The sequence below is a fragment of the Kitasatospora sp. NPDC056327 genome (assembly GCF_042261735.1).
Classification (GTDB): domain Bacteria; phylum Actinomycetota; class Actinomycetes; order Streptomycetales; family Streptomycetaceae; genus Kitasatospora.
Window position 1 is genome coordinate 44,438 of the sequence record NZ_JBHJRC010000003.1, and the last position, 15,468, is coordinate 59,905.

The 15,468-nt window shown below is 76.0% G+C and carries 15 protein-coding genes; 9 read left to right on the forward strand and 6 right to left on the reverse strand.

Features of this window, described 5'->3' with window-relative positions; genetic code table 11:
* Positions 1-41: 41 nt before the first annotated feature.
* Both ACFCX4_RS00725 and ACFCX4_RS00730 read right to left on the reverse strand, forming a co-directional pair.
* Positions 42-2,231 (reverse strand): HAD-IIB family hydrolase, encoded by a 2,190-nt coding sequence (locus ACFCX4_RS00725; RefSeq protein WP_376137694.1) that lies wholly within the window; start codon positions 2,229-2,231, stop codon positions 42-44.
* 102 nt (positions 2,232-2,333) lie between these two features.
* The gene (locus ACFCX4_RS00730; protein ID WP_376137696.1) at positions 2,334-3,494 is read right to left on the reverse strand and encodes an iron-containing alcohol dehydrogenase; all 1,161 of its coding nucleotides are present in this window, start codon (positions 3,492-3,494) and stop codon (positions 2,334-2,336) included.
* A 133-nt stretch (positions 3,495-3,627) separates the two neighbouring features.
* Here ACFCX4_RS00730 and ACFCX4_RS00735 point away from each other — a divergent pair, with 133 nt between their 5' ends.
* Together ACFCX4_RS00735 and ACFCX4_RS00740 are read left to right on the forward strand one after the other, a co-directional pair.
* On the forward strand, positions 3,628-4,686 hold the full coding sequence (locus ACFCX4_RS00735; protein ID WP_376137697.1) for a LysR family transcriptional regulator: 1,059 nt from the start codon (positions 3,628-3,630) through the stop codon (positions 4,684-4,686).
* 203 nt (positions 4,687-4,889) lie between these two features.
* Positions 4,890-6,065 (forward strand): agmatine deiminase family protein, encoded by a 1,176-nt coding sequence (locus ACFCX4_RS00740; protein WP_376137698.1) that lies wholly within the window; start codon positions 4,890-4,892, stop codon positions 6,063-6,065.
* Between the two features lie 84 nt (positions 6,066-6,149).
* On the opposite strand, the gene ACFCX4_RS00745 is transcribed toward ACFCX4_RS00740, so the two are convergent.
* The 3 genes from ACFCX4_RS00745 to ACFCX4_RS00755 all read right to left on the reverse strand — a co-directional run bounded on the left by ACFCX4_RS00745 (position 6,150) and on the right by ACFCX4_RS00755 (position 9,215).
* Positions 6,150-7,364, reverse strand: coding sequence for an agmatine deiminase family protein (locus ACFCX4_RS00745; RefSeq protein ID WP_376137699.1), 1,215 nt, complete (start codon positions 7,362-7,364; stop codon positions 6,150-6,152).
* 53 nt (positions 7,365-7,417) lie between these two features.
* Positions 7,418-8,455: an agmatine/peptidylarginine deiminase gene (locus ACFCX4_RS00750; protein WP_376137700.1), complete on the reverse strand. Its 1,038-nt coding sequence runs from the start codon at positions 8,453-8,455 to the stop codon at positions 7,418-7,420.
* Between the two features lie 181 nt (positions 8,456-8,636).
* Positions 8,637-9,215 (reverse strand): TetR/AcrR family transcriptional regulator, encoded by a 579-nt coding sequence (locus ACFCX4_RS00755; RefSeq protein WP_376137701.1) that lies wholly within the window; start codon positions 9,213-9,215, stop codon positions 8,637-8,639.
* A gap of 211 nt (positions 9,216-9,426) precedes the next feature.
* On the opposite strand from ACFCX4_RS00755, the gene ACFCX4_RS00760 reads away from it, so the two are divergent.
* From ACFCX4_RS00760 to ACFCX4_RS00790, 7 genes are all read left to right on the forward strand, one after another.
* On the forward strand, positions 9,427-9,957 hold the full coding sequence (locus ACFCX4_RS00760; RefSeq protein ID WP_376137702.1) for an RNA polymerase sigma factor: 531 nt from the start codon (positions 9,427-9,429) through the stop codon (positions 9,955-9,957).
* Complete coding sequence (locus ACFCX4_RS00765; RefSeq protein ID WP_376137703.1) at positions 9,954-10,814, forward strand: zf-HC2 domain-containing protein; 861 nt, start codon at positions 9,954-9,956, stop codon at positions 10,812-10,814. The genes ACFCX4_RS00760 and ACFCX4_RS00765 overlap by 4 nt, the downstream gene beginning before the upstream one ends.
* 73 nt (positions 10,815-10,887) lie before the next feature.
* Entirely contained in the window at positions 10,888-11,700 is an 813-nt protein-coding gene (locus ACFCX4_RS00770; RefSeq protein ID WP_376137704.1) for an ATP-binding cassette domain-containing protein, read from the forward strand.
* 72 nt (positions 11,701-11,772) lie between these two features.
* Positions 11,773-13,095 carry a hypothetical protein gene (locus ACFCX4_RS00775; protein ID WP_376137705.1) on the forward strand — a complete coding sequence of 441 codons (1,323 nt, stop codon included), beginning with the start codon at positions 11,773-11,775 and terminating at the stop codon, positions 13,093-13,095.
* Positions 13,092-13,685, forward strand: coding sequence for a hypothetical protein (locus ACFCX4_RS00780; protein WP_376137706.1), 594 nt, complete (start codon positions 13,092-13,094; stop codon positions 13,683-13,685). Before ACFCX4_RS00775 ends, ACFCX4_RS00780 begins: the two co-directional genes overlap by 4 nt.
* A gap of 130 nt (positions 13,686-13,815) precedes the next feature.
* Positions 13,816-13,977, forward strand: a complete 162-nt coding sequence (locus ACFCX4_RS00785; RefSeq protein ID WP_376137708.1) for a hypothetical protein — start codon at positions 13,816-13,818, stop codon at positions 13,975-13,977.
* A 335-nt stretch (positions 13,978-14,312) separates the two neighbouring features.
* The gene (locus tag ACFCX4_RS00790; RefSeq protein WP_376137709.1) at positions 14,313-14,633 is read left to right on the forward strand and encodes a hypothetical protein; all 321 of its coding nucleotides are present in this window, start codon (positions 14,313-14,315) and stop codon (positions 14,631-14,633) included.
* 53 nt (positions 14,634-14,686) lie between these two features.
* Here the strand turns inward: ACFCX4_RS00790 and ACFCX4_RS00795 are convergent, their stop codons facing one another.
* Positions 14,687-15,298: a TIGR03086 family metal-binding protein gene (locus tag ACFCX4_RS00795; RefSeq protein WP_376137710.1), complete on the reverse strand. Its 612-nt coding sequence runs from the start codon at positions 15,296-15,298 to the stop codon at positions 14,687-14,689.
* Between the last annotated feature and the right edge of the window lie 170 nt (positions 15,299-15,468).

Consider the following 15,468-nt stretch of genomic DNA (forward strand, 5'->3'; position numbering starts at 1 on the left):
AGCGCCCCGGTGCGGTCGGGGCGCTCCGGCGTGCGGGGGGATCAGGGCGGCGTGTCCCCGCCGCCCGTTTCCCCGTCGTCCGCCGTCCGGATCGCGTGGACGATCCGGGCCGCCCAGTCGGCGGGCCGCTCGTGGCCGAGGAGTTCGGAGAGCCGCTTCATCCGGCTCCGCCGTTCGGCGGGCGGGAGGGCGAGGGCGCGCCCGAGGACGAGGGCGAGGTCCTCCGGCGAGCGGGGGTCGGTGAGCAGTGCCGCCCCGCCCAGTTCGGCGGCGGCACCGGCGTGGCGGGAGAGCACCAGCACGCCCGGGTCGCCCCGGTGCCGGGGGAGCGCCGTCCGGGCGGCGACGAACTCCTTGGCGGTGAGGTTCATCCCGTCCTGGAGGGAGGTCACCCAGAGCACGTCGGCCGCCAGGTAGGCGTCCACCACCCCGGTGGGGGACAGGCGGTGCGGCCGGTAGTCGATCGGCTGCCACCCGTCCGTCCGCCAGCGGGAGTTGACCTCGTCGACGCGCCGGGCGAGGAGGCGGCCGGTGGCGTCGTACGCGGTGATCCCGGGTTCCGGCGGCGGGCAGACGAGGCGGAAGGTGAGCCGGCCGCGCAGCGCGGGCCGGCCGGTGAGCAGAAGGTCGACGGCGTCGACCTTCTGGATCGGGGCCTTGGCGTAGTCGAGGCGTTCGACCGAGAGCACGACGCGTCCGGGCGCCGGGCGCCGGTGCGGGGTGCGGAGCCGGGCGAGCCGTTCGACGGCGGGCCGGTCGATCCCGAGCGGGTGGACGGCGGTGCGGGGCGTGCCGGGCCCGCCGGCCAGGGTCTGCCGGAACCGTTCGGCGAAGGCGTCGGTGTGGAAGCCGGCCCAGTCGAGCCGGGCGAGCGAGGAGCGCAGTTCGGCGGCGACCGGAAGCGTGGCGAAGGTGTCCGGGGCCGGGAACGGGGTGTGGTGGAACAGGCCGGTCCTGAGGTCGGGCCGGATCCGGCGCAGCAGGCCGGGGACGAGCCAGAGGTTGTAGTCGTGGAGCCAGACGGTGGCGCCGGGCGCGGCCTGTCCGGCGATGTGCCGGGCGAACCGCGCGTTGACCATGCGGTAGTCGGCCCAGGAGGCCTCGTCGAAGACCGAGCGTTCGGGCTCGGACATCAGCACCGGCCACAGGGTCTCCTTGCAGGCCCGGTGGAAGTAGCCGCTCCAGGTGGCCGGATCCACCGGGACGGCGGCGAGCGGCGGTGAGGCCGGGCGGGGCCGGGTGGCCCGGTGGTCGAGCCCGGTCTCGGCGGTGACCCAGATACCCGGCAGCCGGTCGGAGAAGACGCTGGTCAGCGCGGGCAGGATGCCGTTGGGGCTGCCGGGCGGCTGCCAGCTGTCGCCGTTCCAGCGCAGGGGCGGGCGGTGGTAGGCCACGACGAGGGCGTGCCGGCCCACCGGCGGTTCACCGCGGTCCGAGCCGCGGGGCGGCCCGGGGTCCGGCCCGGGACCCGCTTGCGACCCGCCGCCCGCGCGTCCGGATCCGGCGGCCGGCGCCGGGCGGAGCCAGCCGAGTTCCCGCAGCGCCGAGTGGATGCCGGCCGCGCCCCGCGCGTCGGGGCGGTGCACGAGGGGGTCCCCGGCGAGGGCGGTGAGCAGGGCGGGTTCGGCGCCGCCGACGATCACGGCATGGGTGCCGAGCCGGAACAGCGAGAGGTCGTTGAGCGAGTCCCCGGCGACCAGGATCTCCTCCGGTCGCCAGCCCAGTTTGGCGGCCAGCGCCCGAACGGCGTTGCCCTTGGAGGCTCCTGGGGGCAGGACGTCGAAGTAGCGGTCCGCCGAGTACTCCCAGCGGCAGCCCAGCGCCTCGACGGCGGCGGTGAGTTCGGCGGTCAGGCCGTCGGGCGGGAGGAAGTAGGAGCAGCGGCCGTCCTGGACGACGCCGTGCTGGTCGGTGAGGGCGGGGAAGCGGTGCAGGGCGGCGCGCACGCGTTCCCGGCCCGGCCAGCCGGTCCGCAGGTGGTCCTGGATCGGGTCGACGGGGGTGAGGTCCGTGCCGTCCACCACGGTGGCGCCGACGTCGGCGATGATCCACCGGGGCCGCGGGAGGAGCGGGTCCCGCAGGAGGTCCCGGACCGAGGCCGGCCCGCGTCCGGTGGCGAACACCGGTGTGACGCCGGGGTGGCGGGCCAGGGCGTCCCGCAGCCGGCGTCGGTCCTCCGGGGTCCCGCCGAGTAACGTGCCGTCCAGATCGGTGACCAGAATCCTCGACATCCGAGGGACGCTAACACGATCACGTCGCGTAGTGAAGTGTTCACTTCAGGCTGATGTCCGCCGGACGCGGGGCGGGCCGGTGTGCGGCGCGGCGGCCCGGGATCAGGCGTAGACGAGGGTGTAGAGCTCCTCGATCTGCCCGGCGGTGGGGACGGCGGGGTTGTTGGCCGGGGAGCCGGAGGCCAGGGCCTGTTCGGCCATCAGGGGGGTGAGCCGGGTCCAGTCGGCCCGGTCGATGCCGTAGGCGTGCGGGGTGGGGACGGCCAGGTCGTGGCAGAGCCCGCGGAGCGCGTCGACGAGCCCGGCGGACGCGGTGGCGTCGGAGTCGGCGGTGGTCGCGGCCCCCAGGGCGCGGGCGCAGTCGGCGTACCGGTCGGGTGCCGCGTGGACGGAGAAGGCGGTCACGGCGGGGAACAGCATCGCGTTGGAGAGGCCGTGGGCGACGTGGAAGTGGGCGCCGATCGGGCGGCTCATGCCGTGCACCAGGGCGACGCTGGAGTTCGAGAAGGCGATGCCGGCCTGGGTCGCGGCGAGCATCATGGCCTCGCGGGCCTCTTCGTCCGACCCGTCCGCGTAGGCGCGGCGCAGGTGGCGTCCGATGGTGGCGATCGCGGTGAGGGCGAGCCCGTCGGAGAAGGGGTTGGCCCTGCGGCTGACGTACGCCTCGACGGCGTGGGTGAGGGCGTCGATGCCGGTGTCGGCGGTCAGGCGGGGCGGCATCGACATCGTCAGGGCCGCGTCGACCACGGCCGCGACCGGCAGGAACGCGGGGCCCGGACAGAGCATCTTCTCGTCCGTCCCGCTGTCGGTGATCACGGTGAACTGGGTCGCCTCCGACCCGCTGCCGGCGGTGGTCGGGACCGCGATCACCGGCAGTGCCGGACCGAGGTTGATCCGCGGCGCCCGGTAGTCGCGCATCCGGCCGCCCTGCACGCCCAGCAGGGCGAGGGCCTTGGCGGTGTCCATCGGGCTGCCGCCGCCGAACCCGATCACGGAGTCAGCCCCGTGCTCGTGCAGCGCCGCCAGGCCCGCGGTCAGCGAGTCGGTCGTCGGATCGGGCACCGTGTCGGCGAACAGCCGCGGCTGCACTCCGGCCGCGCGCAGGGTCGCGGTCAGGCGCTCCGCCGCGCCGTTGCCGACCAGGAACGCGTCCGTGACGAGCAGCGGGCGGCTCAGCCCGAGACCGGCGACGACCGTACCCAACTCCTCGGCGGCGCCCCGCCCGACGCGCAGGATCCGGGGCAGGGACAGGCTGGTGACCATGGGGAACCCCTCGGCGGTGGGAGGACGGGCCCGCGGTTGCGGCGGGGCGGTCCGACTCTGCCGCCCGCGGGGCCGTGCGTTCAAGCGCCAAACGTGCAGACGGGATGTGCGCGAACGCAGATACGCTGACGGGATGCCGCCCCGCCCCCGTTCCCGCCCCCGGTCCGGTTCCCGCGCGCCTGCCCGTGCGGGTGCGGGTGCGGGTGCGGGGGAGCCGGGGCCCGCCGGGGCGGCCGGCCCCGGCGGGCCGGACCCGCGCCGGCTGCGCGCGGACGACCTCCGCTATCTGCTCGCGGTCGCCCGCACCGGGCGGCTGGTCACCGCGGCCGACGCGCTCGGCGTGGACCACACCACGGTGTCCCGCCGGATCGCCGCGCTGGAGCGGGGACTCGGCGTGCGGCTGATCGAACGGGGCACGGAGGGCTGGGCCCTGACGGACGCCGGGAAGGCCGTCGCCGAGAGCGCCCGTTCGGTCGAGGACGCGCTGGTCCGGGTGGTCGAGGCGGTCTCCGGGCAGGACGAGCCGTCGCTGCACGGGACCGTCCGGGTGAGCGCCCCGGACGGCTTCGGCACCGCCTTCGCCACCCCCGCGCTGGCCCGGGTGCGTCGGCAGCACCCCCGGCTGCGCGCCGAACTCATCACCGCGACACGCCAGTTGACCCTCCACCCGGCCGGCTTCGACCTGGCCCTGGCGATCGGCCGGCCGCCGCGCAGCCGACTGGTGACCGAGCACCTCACCGACTACGCCCTGGGGCTGTACGCCGCCGACGAGTACCTCACGCGGTGCGGGTCCCCGGGGTCGGCGGCCGACCTGCGGGAGCATCCGCTGGTCTTCTACATCGAGTCGATGCTCCAGGTCGGCGACCTCGACATCGAGCGCCATCTGCCGGGCGTCACACCCGCGTTCTCCTCCACCAACGTCTTCGCCCAGGTCGAGGCGACCAGGCTGGGGGCCGGGATCGGCGTACTGCCGGCCTTCCTCGCCGAGCGGGCCGGACTGCGGCGCCTGCTGCCGGAGGAGGTCGACATCCGGCTCCCGATCACCCTGGCCGTCCGCCGGGAGGCGGTGACCGAGCCCGCCGTCCGGGCCGTCCGGGACGCCCTGCACCGGGAGGTCGCCGACCGGTCGGGCGACCTGCTCCCGCGACGGCCGGCCCGGCCCGGCCCCCCGGGAGGCCGAAGCGTCGGGTGACCCCGGCGCCCGGCCCGACCGTGCACGGGGCACGGCGGCACAGGGCGTTGTCGTCCCCGGCCCGGCGGGCGGTGGGGCCCGCGGGGCCGCGGTTTCACCCCGTTGGCGGGTACTCGGTGCGCCGGTTCGCGGCCTTTCCTTCCGTAGCGTGCGGATCCGTACTCCGGCACCCCGTGCCCCCGCGCCCACCGGAACGAGGTCCCATGGCTCACCCCCGGCCGTCCCGCCGCACGCTGCTGCGCTCCGGTGCCGCGCTCGCCGCGCTGGCCATGACCGAGGCGTGCTCCTCCTCCGGCGGCGACGGGACCCCCGCCCCGGCCGGCACGGCCCCGGCGGCCCCGGTGACGTCGGCCGCCCCCTCCGCCGCCGGCCGGGCGATGCCCGCGGAGTCCCGCCCGCACACCCGCACCTTCATGGCCTGGCCGGCGCTGGAGGAGGTCTGGGGCGACCAGCTGCCCGGTGTCCGCCGGGACATCGCGGGCCTCGCCCGCGCCGTCGCCGGCTTCGAGCCGGTCGTGCTGCTGGCCCGCCCCGACCAGGCCGAGCAGGCGCGTCAGGCCTGCGGCCCCTCCGTCGAGGTGCTCGATCTGATGGTCGACGACCTGTGGGCCCGGGACACCGGCCCGACCTTCGTCACCGGCCCGCAGGGGCTCGCCGGGGTCGACTTCGGCTTCAACGGCTGGGGCGGCAAGCAGACCCACGCCGACGACGGCCAGGTGGCCCGCAACCTCCTCGCCCACTACGGCATCACCCGGATCCAGGCACCGATCACCGGCGAGGGCGGCGGCATCGAGGTGGACGGCGAGGGCACGCTGATGGCCACCGAGAGCTCCTGGGTCAACGAGAACCGCAACCCCGGGGTGCCGCGCGACCGGATCGAGGCGGGCTTCAAGGAACTGCTCGGCGTCGAGAAGGTGATCTGGTTCGAGGGCGTCGCCGGGCAGGACATCACCGACTGCCACATCGACGCGCTCGCCCGCTTCGCCGAGCCCGGCACCGTCGTCCTGCACCGGCCCGCCCCCGGTACCCCGCCGGACGTCTGGACCACCGCCACCGAGCAGGCCCTCCAGGTCCTCGCGTCCACGACGGACGCCAGGGGACGCACCCTCAAGGTGGTCGACCTCCCCGAACCGGACCTGGAGCTGATCGAGGGGGCGGGCAAGGACTTCCTCGGCACGTACATCAACTACTACGTCTGCAACGGCGGCGTTCTCGTCCCGCGCTTCGGGGACCCGGCGGCCGACGACGCCGCGGCCGGGATCATCGGAGGGCTGCACCCCGGGCGCAAGGTCGTCCAGGTCGACATCAACCACATCGCCTCGGGCGGCGGGGGCATCCACTGCGCCACCCAGCAGCAGCCGGCCACCGGCGGCGCGTGACCGTCGCCCTTCCGCCGTGCACGCTTCCGGCCGTCGCGCTCGCGCCCTGCGCGCCCGGGTGCCCGGGGTGCCGTGGGGCCGCCGTCAGGCCGGTGCCGGGATGTCGTGGGTGGCGCAGTGGATGCCCCCGCCGCCGCCCGCGACGGCGTCGATCCGCACGGGGACGATCTCCCGGCCCGGGAAGTACTGCCTCATGATCTGCTGCGCCCGCTCGTCGGCCCGGGCGTCGCCGAACCTCGGCAGGTAGACGCCCTTCCCGCCGATGTAGAAGTTCATGTAGGAGGAGACGAAGGCGTCGCCGTGTCCGGTGATCCGGTCCGGGTCCGGCTGCTGGAGCTCGACCACCTGCAGCCTGCGGCCGGTGGCGTCGGTGGCCTCCGCGAGGACGGTGCGGGCCTGGTCGGCGGAGCGGGACCAGACGTCGGCCGGGCTGCCGGGGAAGGCCCGGTCGAGGAGGACGACGCCGGGGGCGGCGAAGCGGGCCAGGCAGTCGACGTGGGCGTCGGTGATGTCCTCGCCCCGGACGCCCGCGAGCCAGATCACCTTGGTGACGCCGAGGGCCTGCTTCAGTTCCGCCTCGACCTGGTCCCGGCTCATGCCCGGGTTGCGGTTGTCGTTGACGACGGAGCTCTCGGTGACGAGGAGGGTGCCCTGGCCGTCGGTCTCGAAGGAGCCGCCCTCGGCGACCAGCCGGGTCCCGATCCGCTCGAAGCCGTACCGGGCCAGTACCGTCCTCGCGACCTTGCCGTCGTTGCCGTGCCGCTGCTTGCCGCCCCAGCCGTTGAAGTTGAAGTCGACGCCCTTGACCTTTCCGCCCTCCTCGACGAAGACCGGCACGGTGTCCCGGGCCCACAGGTCGTCGACGGCGATCGGGACGACCTCGACGGCCGGTCCGCAGGCCTTCCGGGCGGCCTCCTGGTGCTCGGGCCGGGCCATCAGCACGACCGGTTCGCGGTCGGCGATGGCCTTGGCGAGGCCCGCGACGTCCCGGCGGACGGCCGGCAGGTCCTCGGCCCAGACGGCCTCGGAGGCGGGCCAGGACATCACCGTGCGCAGGTGCGTCTCCCACTCGGCCGGGAACCGGCGCCCGCCCGGGGCGCCACCGGCCGGGGTGCCGGTGGGTGCGGTGCCGTCGGGGGTCGTTCCCGCCGTGCCCGGCGGCGGGGGCGGCACGGTGGCGCCGGTCTCCCCGGTGCCGGCGGGGCCGCAGGCGGTGAGGCCGAGCGTCAGGGCGCCGGCGCCGGCTCCGGCGGCGGCGAGGGAACGGATCACGGTACGGCGGGACGGGGCGGCGGTCATCCGGGTGCTCCAGGGTGAGGGTGGCGGTGCGGGCAGCGGGCGGCGGGAGGCGGCTACGGCAGCGGTTCCTGCATGGTCGAGCAGTGGATCCCGCCGCCGCCGGTCATCAGGCGGTCGACGTCGATCTGCACCACCTCGCGGCCGGGGAACGCGGCGGCGAGCGCCTCCTTCGCCGCGGCGTCCCTGTACCGGTCGCCGAACTGCGCGGTGACGACCCCGCCGTTGACGACGTGGAAGTTGAGGTAGGAGTCGACGAACTTCGAGCTGCGCGAGCGGACGGTGTCCGGCCCGTGCACGGGGATCACCCGCAGCCGGCGGCCCCTGGCGTCGGTGGCGGCGGAGAGGATCGCGAACTGCTCGCGGGCGTCGCGCGCCCAGACGTCGTCGCGGTCGGCGGGCGGCAGCTGGACCATCACCACGCCCGGGCGCACGAAGCGGGAGGTGACGTCGACGTGGTCGTCGGTGATGTCCCGGCCCTTGATGCCGGGGAGCCAGATCATGGTGTCCGCGCCGTAGGCGTCCAGGACGGCGTCCTCGATCTCGTCCCGGCTCATCCCGCGGTTGCGGTTCTTGTTGACCAGGCTGCTCTCGGTGGCCATCACGGTGCCGTCGCCGTCGGTCTCGATCGCGCCGCCCTCGCCGACGAAGTCCGCGAAGGTGTGGCGCAGGCCCCGGTGGACGGCGAGCAGTTCGGCGACCCGGGCGTCGTCGTGGTGCACCTGCTTGTCGCCCCAGCCGTTGAAGTTGAGGACCACCGCGTCCAGGCCGCCGCGGCCGTCGCGGCGGAACACCGGCGCGATGTCGCGCATCCACAGGTCGTCGGTCGGGACGGCGGTGATCACCTCGACCCCGGAGCCGCACCGGGCCCGGGCCTTGCCCGCGGTCCAGTCGTCGGGGGCGCACATCACCACCGGCTCGAACTCGGCGATCGTCCGGGCGATCAGTGCGATGTCCTCCTGGATGCCGCCGAGCCGGAGCCCCCACACGCCCCGGCGGGCGGGCCAGGACATCCAGGTCCGCGCGTGCGGGACGTCGTCCGCCGGAACCCGGGGGTACGGGCCGGTGGAGCGGTCGTCGCGGTAGTGGCTCATGAGGGTCTCCAGATCGAACGAGGGGTGCCGCGCGGGGGCCCGGAAGAGCGCCCCGCTGCTCGTCCAGGCTCACACTGACTGAAAAATCAGTCAAATATGGCGGCGGATCCGTACTCCGTGCCGGTGAACGGCTGCGGAGCGTGACGAAACCCCAAGATCCCGCAGGATCGGGCCCGCGGGATCAGGCGTCGAGTCGGGCCAGTTCGGCGCCGATGGCGTCGGTCAGCAGCGTCCGGGCGTCCGCCAGCGGCAGACTGCCGCTGAGCCAGCGCATGCTCAGCCCTTCGAGCAGCGCGGTCAGCCGCTCGGCCGCCCCGGACAGCGCCACCGCCGAGGACATCGGCCGGACGTCGCCCAGCAGCTCGGCGACCTCCTGCACCCAGACCCGGGTGGCCCGCGACAGGTCCTCGCGCAGCGTCTCGTCGAACACCGCGCTCGCCCGCAGCTCGCCCCAGGCGGTGCTGTTCTCCCGCACCGTCACGCTGTCCTGGAGCTCCAGCAGCAGCGTCTGCTCCAGCTCCTCGCGCGGGGTGGCCGGCGGCGCGCCGGCGGCACGGTCGGTGGTGTAGCGCTCCGCCCGGTCGTTGATGAACTCCAGCGTCTGGCGGAGGATCCCGGTGCGGTCCTTGAAGTGGTAGTAGATCAGCGCGGTGGACACGCCCGCCTCGGCCGCGAGCTCCTCCACCCGCAGTCCGCGCACCCCGCGCCGGGCGATCACCCGCGCGGCTGCCTCCAGGATCGACGTTTTACGACTGGCCACGGTGCACCACCCTACCCGGGGCCCGATCGGCGGCCCGGCCCCGGGCCGAAAGGCCCATCGGGTGACGTTCCGGCAGGTGGAGCGGGTCCGGCCGGTCCGGCCGGGTCCGAAACGGGGCGTCGCGGCCGGTGTGACGTGGATCACGGCCCGAAGGAAAACCACGGCGCTCCGCCGGCCGTCAGACCAGGGCGTGAAACGTTCACCGGCCTCGATGACCGAAGCCCAGCTGGTCCGGCGGATCTCCCGGGGGGACACCGCGGCCTTCGACGAGCTGTACCGCCGCAGCGCCCCCTGGCTGACGGCACGGCTGCGCCGTCGCTGCGCGGACGACGAGATCATCGCGGAGGTCCTCCAGGAGACGTACCTGGCGGTGTGGCGGGCCGCCGGCTCCTACGCCGACAGCATGCGCGGGGAGGAGGCGGGCGGCTGGCTGTGGACGATCGCGGCCCGCCGGCTGGTCGACGCCTTCCGGGTGCGCGGCCGGCACGGCGCGCTCCCGCCGCTGTCCATGGCCCCGGGCCCGGTGCCGTCGGCCGAGCACGAGGTGCTCGACGCCGCGATCGGCGGCGACCTGGGCGCCGCCCTGGACCGGCTCGCCCCCGAGCTGCACCAGGTGCTCACCGCGATGGTGCTCGACGGGCTGACGGTCCGGGAGACCTCGGCCCTGCTGCGGATCCCCGAGGGAACCGTCAAGACCCGCGCCCGCCGTGCCCGCCTCGACCTGCGAAAGGCCCTGTCATGACTGCGCACCTGTCGCGCGAGCTGCTGCTGCGTTACGTCCTCGGTCCGGACACTCCGGCCGACGGGGTTCCCGCGCCGGGAGCCGCCGCCCCGACCGCCGGCGAGCTGTGGGCGGTGGAGGCGCACCTGGAGGGGTGCGCCCACTGCCGGGCCGGGCTCGCCGAGGTCTCCCGGGCGCACAGCCCCGCCGACACCGCGCTGGTGCGGCAGGTCCGGGACCGCCTCACCGAGGTGCTGCCGACCGTGCCGGTCCGCCGGCGGCGGTGGCACCGGCTGCGCGCGGAACTGGCCCGGTGGGCGGCCCCGGCGCTCGGCCCGTGGGTCGCCGCGCTGGTGCTGGTCGTGCTCGGGGCCCTGATCCTGTCGTCGGCCGTCACGCACGAGTCCCCGGCCCTGCAACTGCTGGCCCCCGCGATGCCGCTGCTGGGCGTGGCCCTCAGCTGGGGGTCGCACTCCGACCCGGTCCACGAACTGGTCGCGACCACCCCCAGGGCGGGGCTCGGCCTCCTGCTGCGCAGGACCGCGGCCGTGCTGTCCCTCGTCGTCCCCGCCCTGGCGGTCGGCGGACTGCTCACCGGCACCGCACCCGTCCTGGTCGTGCTGCCCGCCCTCGCCCTGACCTGCGCCGCCCTGGCCCTGGGCAGCAGGATCGGCATCCAGCGCGCCGCCACCGCGCTGGGTGCCGGATGGGCCGCGATCGTGGTCGTCCCCGCGACGGAGGGCCACACCGTGCCCGCCTACCTCCAGGCCTCCGCCGCCCCGGGCTGGGCCGTCGCGGCCGCCGCCCTCGGCCTCGCCGTCGTCCTGTGCCGCGACACCTACCTCCACCCGCGCGAGGCCCGCGCACGGCACCGCTGACGGCCGGTCCGTCCTGCGCCGGCCCCGCCTGCCACCCGTACTTCCCTTCACCCGCACCGCGAGGAGATCCGCCATGCCCGCAACCATCGCCGCGAGCGACATCGCCCCCACCGGCTACGCCCACCACATCCGGGCCCGCGGACTGACCGTCCGGCGCGGCCGCCGGCTCGCCGTCGACGGCGTCGACCTCGACCTCGGCACCGGCGTGCACGGCCTGCTCGGCCCCAACGGGGCCGGCAAGACCACCCTGATCCGCACCCTCGCCACCGTCCTCGAACCGCACGGCGGAGAGCTGGAACTCCTGGGCACCACCCGCCGCAGCCGCGGCGAACTGCGCGAACTGCGCCGCCGGCTGGGCTATCTGCCGCAGGCGTTCGGACACTACCGGCGGTTCACGGTAAGGGAGTTCGTCGAGTACATGGCCTGGCTCAAGGACGTGCCGGGCCGCCGGGCCGCCGACGCGGTGCAGCACGCCATCGACCGGGTCGACCTGACCGGCCGGGCCGACGACCGGATGGGCTCGCTCTCCGGCGGCATGCTGCGCCGCGCGGGCATCGCCCAGGCGATCGTCAACGACCCCGACATCCTGCTGCTCGACGAGCCCACGGTCGGTCTCGACCCCGCCCAGCGCCTGGAGCTGCGCGCCCTGCTGCGCGACATCGGCGAACAGGCCTGCGTCCTGGTCTCCACCCACCTGGTCGAGGACGTCGCCGCGGCCTGCACCAACGTGGTGCTGATGGACGAGGGCACCGCTGTCTTCGCCGGCCACGTCGACCGGCTCCGGGCCGCGGGCACCGACACCGACCCGGGCGACAGCGAGATCGAGCGCGGTTACTCCGCCGTCCTGCGCCGGCACCACGAGGCGAAGGCCGGAGCCCGGCGCTGAGGCCCGGCCCCGCCGGGACCCGCCCGACCCCGCTTCCCCGACCCCGCTTCCCCGACCACTGGAGACGTCGAAATGTTCCGCATGCTGCGCCTGGAGGCGAAGCGCTCCGTCGCCCTGGCGCTGTTCCTGGTGCTGGCCGCCCTGACCAGGGTCTTCCTCTGGATGGACGTCCAGGAGTGGGCGGCCGCCTGGACACCCCTGCTCCACTCGATGAGGTCGACCGCCCTGACCGGCCTGCCGGTGGTGCTGGCCGCCGGGATCTGGCACGGCGGCCGGGAGCGGCGCAGCGGCGTCAGCGAGCTGTTCGCCGCGACCCCGCGGTCCGGCCCGGTCCGGCTGCTGCCCGCCTTCGTGGTGCTGGCCGGTGCGGCGGTGCTCGCCGTGGCGGCTGTGACCGGGTGGGCCGCGGTCGGCGTCTCCGGCAAGGCGACGTTCGACGACGGCCAGTGGCCGCTGGGCCTCGCGGTGGGCCTGCTCGTCCTCGCCGCCGTGGCCCTGCTCGGTCTGGGCATCGGACGGCTGGCGCCGGCGCCGGTCGCGGCGCCGCTGGGCGCGGTGCTGCTGTTCCTGGTCCTGGTGGTCAGCGAGGCCCGGAACGGGCGGCCGGCGAACCGCCTGGTCGACCTGGTGCTGCCGATGCTGCCGGTGACGGACGGCTTCCACCGGGTGCTGCCCTCGCTGTCCTTCGCCCAGATCGTCTGGTTCGCCGGTCTCGGCGTGACCGGGGTGCTGCTGGCCGTCGCGGCCACCACCCGGACCAGGGTGCTGGCCGCGATCCCGGCCGCGGCCGGACTGGGGATCGGGTTCCTGGTGGCGCCGACGGGCGGGATCGCCCCCGCCCCGGGGGCGACCGCGCTGGTCTGCGCGCCGGAGGACGCCCGGGTCTGCGTCACCCGGGTGCACCGCCGGGCCCTGCCCGACCTCCTGGGCCCCGGCCGCACGGTGCTGGACGCCTACGCGGCGGTGCCCGGCGGGCCCAAGCGGGTGCAGGAGGACCGGATGAGCTGGATGCTCGACGACGGCCGCGGCGCACCCGGCACGGGGGACCCCGACACGGTGCTGCTCGGGATCTCCTACCGGACCCAGGAGGGCGGCATCCGGTGGGAGCCCGACACCGTGCGCGACATCCTGGCCCGGGCCGCCTTCCTCGACGACCGCTGCTATGCCGAGGGCGCGGAGGGGCAGCCCCGGGCGAACGCGGCCGGCCAGGCGGTGACCGCGCTGCTCCTGGGCGGGTCCGTGGACCGGCTGGCTCCCGAGGCCCGCGCGGTGCACGACTCCCTGCGGGCGCTTCCCGCCGAGGAGCGCAACCGTCGGATCGGGGAGGCCCGCAGGGCGGGGCTGACCTGCGGCGACCCGATGGCCCCGCTGACCGGTGAGGGGGCCGCCCGATGAGCCCGGCCCTGCGCGGCGTGGTGCTGCACCTGCGAAGCCGGTCGATCCCGGCGACCGGCCTGGTCTTCCTGGCCGCCGCCGCCTTCACCGCGGCCGGCTACCGGGCGCAGGACCCGGGGACCGCGCACGCGGTCGGGCTGATCGCCGCGGTGCTGGGCGTCGCGGCCCTCGCCCGGACGCTGGCCGGCCCGGACGAGGAGCTGGAGCGCGGCACGCCCGTCCGCTGGCGGCTGGTCAGGACGCTCCACCTGACGCTGCTCGCAGGGGTGCTGCTCGGACTCCTCGCCGCCGTCCACGCGGTCGCCGACCGGCCGGGCCACGCGGTGCCGCCGGGCAGCCTCGCCCTGACGGTGACGGCGCTGGCCGGGCTGACGGCCCTCTCGGCGGCGCTGTTCGGGGCGCAGGCGGCCTGGGTCCCGCCGATCGGCTGGGCGCTGCTGATGGTGGCGGTGGGGCCCCGGCCCAGCACCTTCGAGCAGGCGCTGACCTGGATGGTCCAGGAGCCCCGGACCACCACCTCGACCGCGACGGCCCTGACCCTGGCCGTGCTGGGCGCCGTCGCCTACGCCCTGCGGGGCAGCCGGCACTGAGCCCGCAGCGGGCCGGCGCGGGGCCCGGGACACGGCCGGGACGGGAACGGGGCGGCTGCCTCATGCGGGTGGGCCGGCCCGCCCGGGAGGGTGGAGGGCGGAAGACGTACCCGTCCAGGAGGACAGCGTCATGCTGCACTACTCGCTCCACAAGCTGCGCGAGGCGGACCTGCTCCGGGAGGCGGAGCGGGAGCGTGCCTCCCGTGCCGCGGCCGGGGGCGGGCGGGCCCGGGCCGGACGCGCCCGCGCCCTCGTCCCGGCCCGGCTCCGCCGCCGCCCCGCCCACGCCTGACCCGCACCCCCACGCCTGACCCGCACCCCGTCGGACCCGCACCGTCCGACCCGCACCGTCCCGACCCGCCGCCCGACGGGCCGCGAGCACTCCCTCCGGGGAGCCGCCCGCGGCCCGTTCCGGTGTCCGTCGGCCCGCGCGCCGGCGGTCCGGTCCGTGGCGTCGCCGGCCCGCCGGCCCGCCGGGTGTCGGCGGTCGCCGGGCGCGGGCGGTGCGGCGGACGTGGCCGCGCAGGAGCGGTCGTGGCCGCAGAGGGTGCCGAGGAGCAGCGGCGGCACGAGGCCGCCGGCCCGCCCCCGGCGGGGAGGCGTGCGGGCGGTGTGAATACTGAGCGGATGAGAACGTACTCACCACTGGCCGTGGCCGTGAACCTGCTGCTCGGCCTGCCCGCCGTGGTGCCGCTCTTCCTGATCTGGTACTTCCTGGCCAACTGGCCGCTGGCGGAGCTCGGCTGGACGGACCGGGAGCCGACGGAGAACGACGGTGTGCTGCCGTGGGTGCTGTTCGCGGGCCCGGTGCTGGTGGGCTTCGCGGCACTGTGGTGGCTCGCCAACCTCCCCGTCCGGCGCCGGTCGGCCGGGACGGGCGCCCGGCTCTACTGGCCGGTGAGCATGCTGCTGACCCTGGTGCCCATGGGCGTGCTGGCCGTGCTCTAGGACGTGTCTCGCGGGTCCCGGCGTCGAGCCCCGGGGGCGCGGTCCTCCGGGGCTCAGATGCGGTCGGCGGACCAGGCGGGGTCGCGGCCGGTGAGGGCGAGCAGGACGTCCTCGGGGCCGGCGTACGGCGGGGCGGGGAGCGCGGGGGCGAAGCGGCCGGTGCCCGCCAGGTCGCGGTAGCCGCGGAACTCCGCGAGCGCGTAGCCGGCGGCGCCCGGGGGCATCCGGCCCTGCTCGCCGAGGGCCCGGGCGAGGTCCCAGCCGTGCACGACGGTCTCGGCGACGAGCTCGCGGGCGTAACCGCCGGCGTCCCGCAGGCCGTAGGGCAGGCGCACCAGCAGGTCGGGGGCGCCGGGCCGGCCGAGCGCGCGCTGGGCGCTGCGCACGGCCATCGCCCACACGCCGCCCGGGTTGAGGCCCAGGACGTCGCCCTCGAAGCGGTGACCCAGTTGCTCCGGGGTGTAGCCGGCGACCGCCTGGCACACCCACAGGTGCTGGGCCGCCAGATGGTTGACCAGCGTCCGCACGTCCCAGTCGCGGCAGGGGGTGGGCGCTGTCCAGAGGTCCCCGGACACGGAGCGCAGCAGCCGCGCCACCTCGGCGCCGGCGGCCGCGTAGTGCTCGCGGACCTCGGTGTGGAATCCGGACGGGTGGGGACATTCCATGGCCCGGGCCTCCGTTTCCTGCCCTGCTCACTCCCAGTAAACCGCTACGGGGTGTGACGCGCCAGGGGAGTGCGGGCCTGTGGCCCCGGGCTTCCCGAGGGGCTGGGGTGGCCGGTGGTCACGGTGAGTGGTGGTGCGGCGGCACTCTGGTGGAGCGGGGGAGCCGAATG

What these genes read in the sequence shown, in the direction of transcription:
- ACFCX4_RS00775 (WP_376137705.1), top strand. Translation starts at nt 11,773, where the DNA reads ATGTTCCGCATGCTGCGCCTGGAGGCGAAGCGCTCCGTCGCCCTGGCG.
- ACFCX4_RS00750 (WP_376137700.1), bottom strand. Translation starts at nt 8,455, where the DNA reads ATGAGCCACTACCGCGACGACCGCTCCACCGGCCCGTACCCCCGGGTT.
- ACFCX4_RS00795 (WP_376137710.1), bottom strand. Translation starts at nt 15,298, where the DNA reads ATGGAATGTCCCCACCCGTCCGGATTCCACACCGAGGTCCGCGAGCAC.
- ACFCX4_RS00785 (WP_376137708.1), top strand. Translation starts at nt 13,816, where the DNA reads ATGCTGCACTACTCGCTCCACAAGCTGCGCGAGGCGGACCTGCTCCGG.
- ACFCX4_RS00790 (WP_376137709.1), top strand. Translation starts at nt 14,313, where the DNA reads ATGAGAACGTACTCACCACTGGCCGTGGCCGTGAACCTGCTGCTCGGC.
- ACFCX4_RS00760 (WP_376137702.1), top strand. Translation starts at nt 9,427, where the DNA reads ATGACCGAAGCCCAGCTGGTCCGGCGGATCTCCCGGGGGGACACCGCG.
- ACFCX4_RS00780 (WP_376137706.1), top strand. Translation starts at nt 13,092, where the DNA reads ATGAGCCCGGCCCTGCGCGGCGTGGTGCTGCACCTGCGAAGCCGGTCG.
- ACFCX4_RS00725 (WP_376137694.1), bottom strand. Translation starts at nt 2,231, where the DNA reads ATGTCGAGGATTCTGGTCACCGATCTGGACGGCACGTTACTCGGCGGG.
- ACFCX4_RS00730 (WP_376137696.1), bottom strand. Translation starts at nt 3,494, where the DNA reads ATGGTCACCAGCCTGTCCCTGCCCCGGATCCTGCGCGTCGGGCGGGGC.
- ACFCX4_RS00745 (WP_376137699.1), bottom strand. Translation starts at nt 7,364, where the DNA reads ATGACCGCCGCCCCGTCCCGCCGTACCGTGATCCGTTCCCTCGCCGCC.
- ACFCX4_RS00740 (WP_376137698.1), top strand. Translation starts at nt 4,890, where the DNA reads ATGGCTCACCCCCGGCCGTCCCGCCGCACGCTGCTGCGCTCCGGTGCC.
- ACFCX4_RS00770 (WP_376137704.1), top strand. Translation starts at nt 10,888, where the DNA reads ATGCCCGCAACCATCGCCGCGAGCGACATCGCCCCCACCGGCTACGCC.
- ACFCX4_RS00735 (WP_376137697.1), top strand. Translation starts at nt 3,628, where the DNA reads ATGCCGCCCCGCCCCCGTTCCCGCCCCCGGTCCGGTTCCCGCGCGCCT.
- ACFCX4_RS00765 (WP_376137703.1), top strand. Translation starts at nt 9,954, where the DNA reads ATGACTGCGCACCTGTCGCGCGAGCTGCTGCTGCGTTACGTCCTCGGT.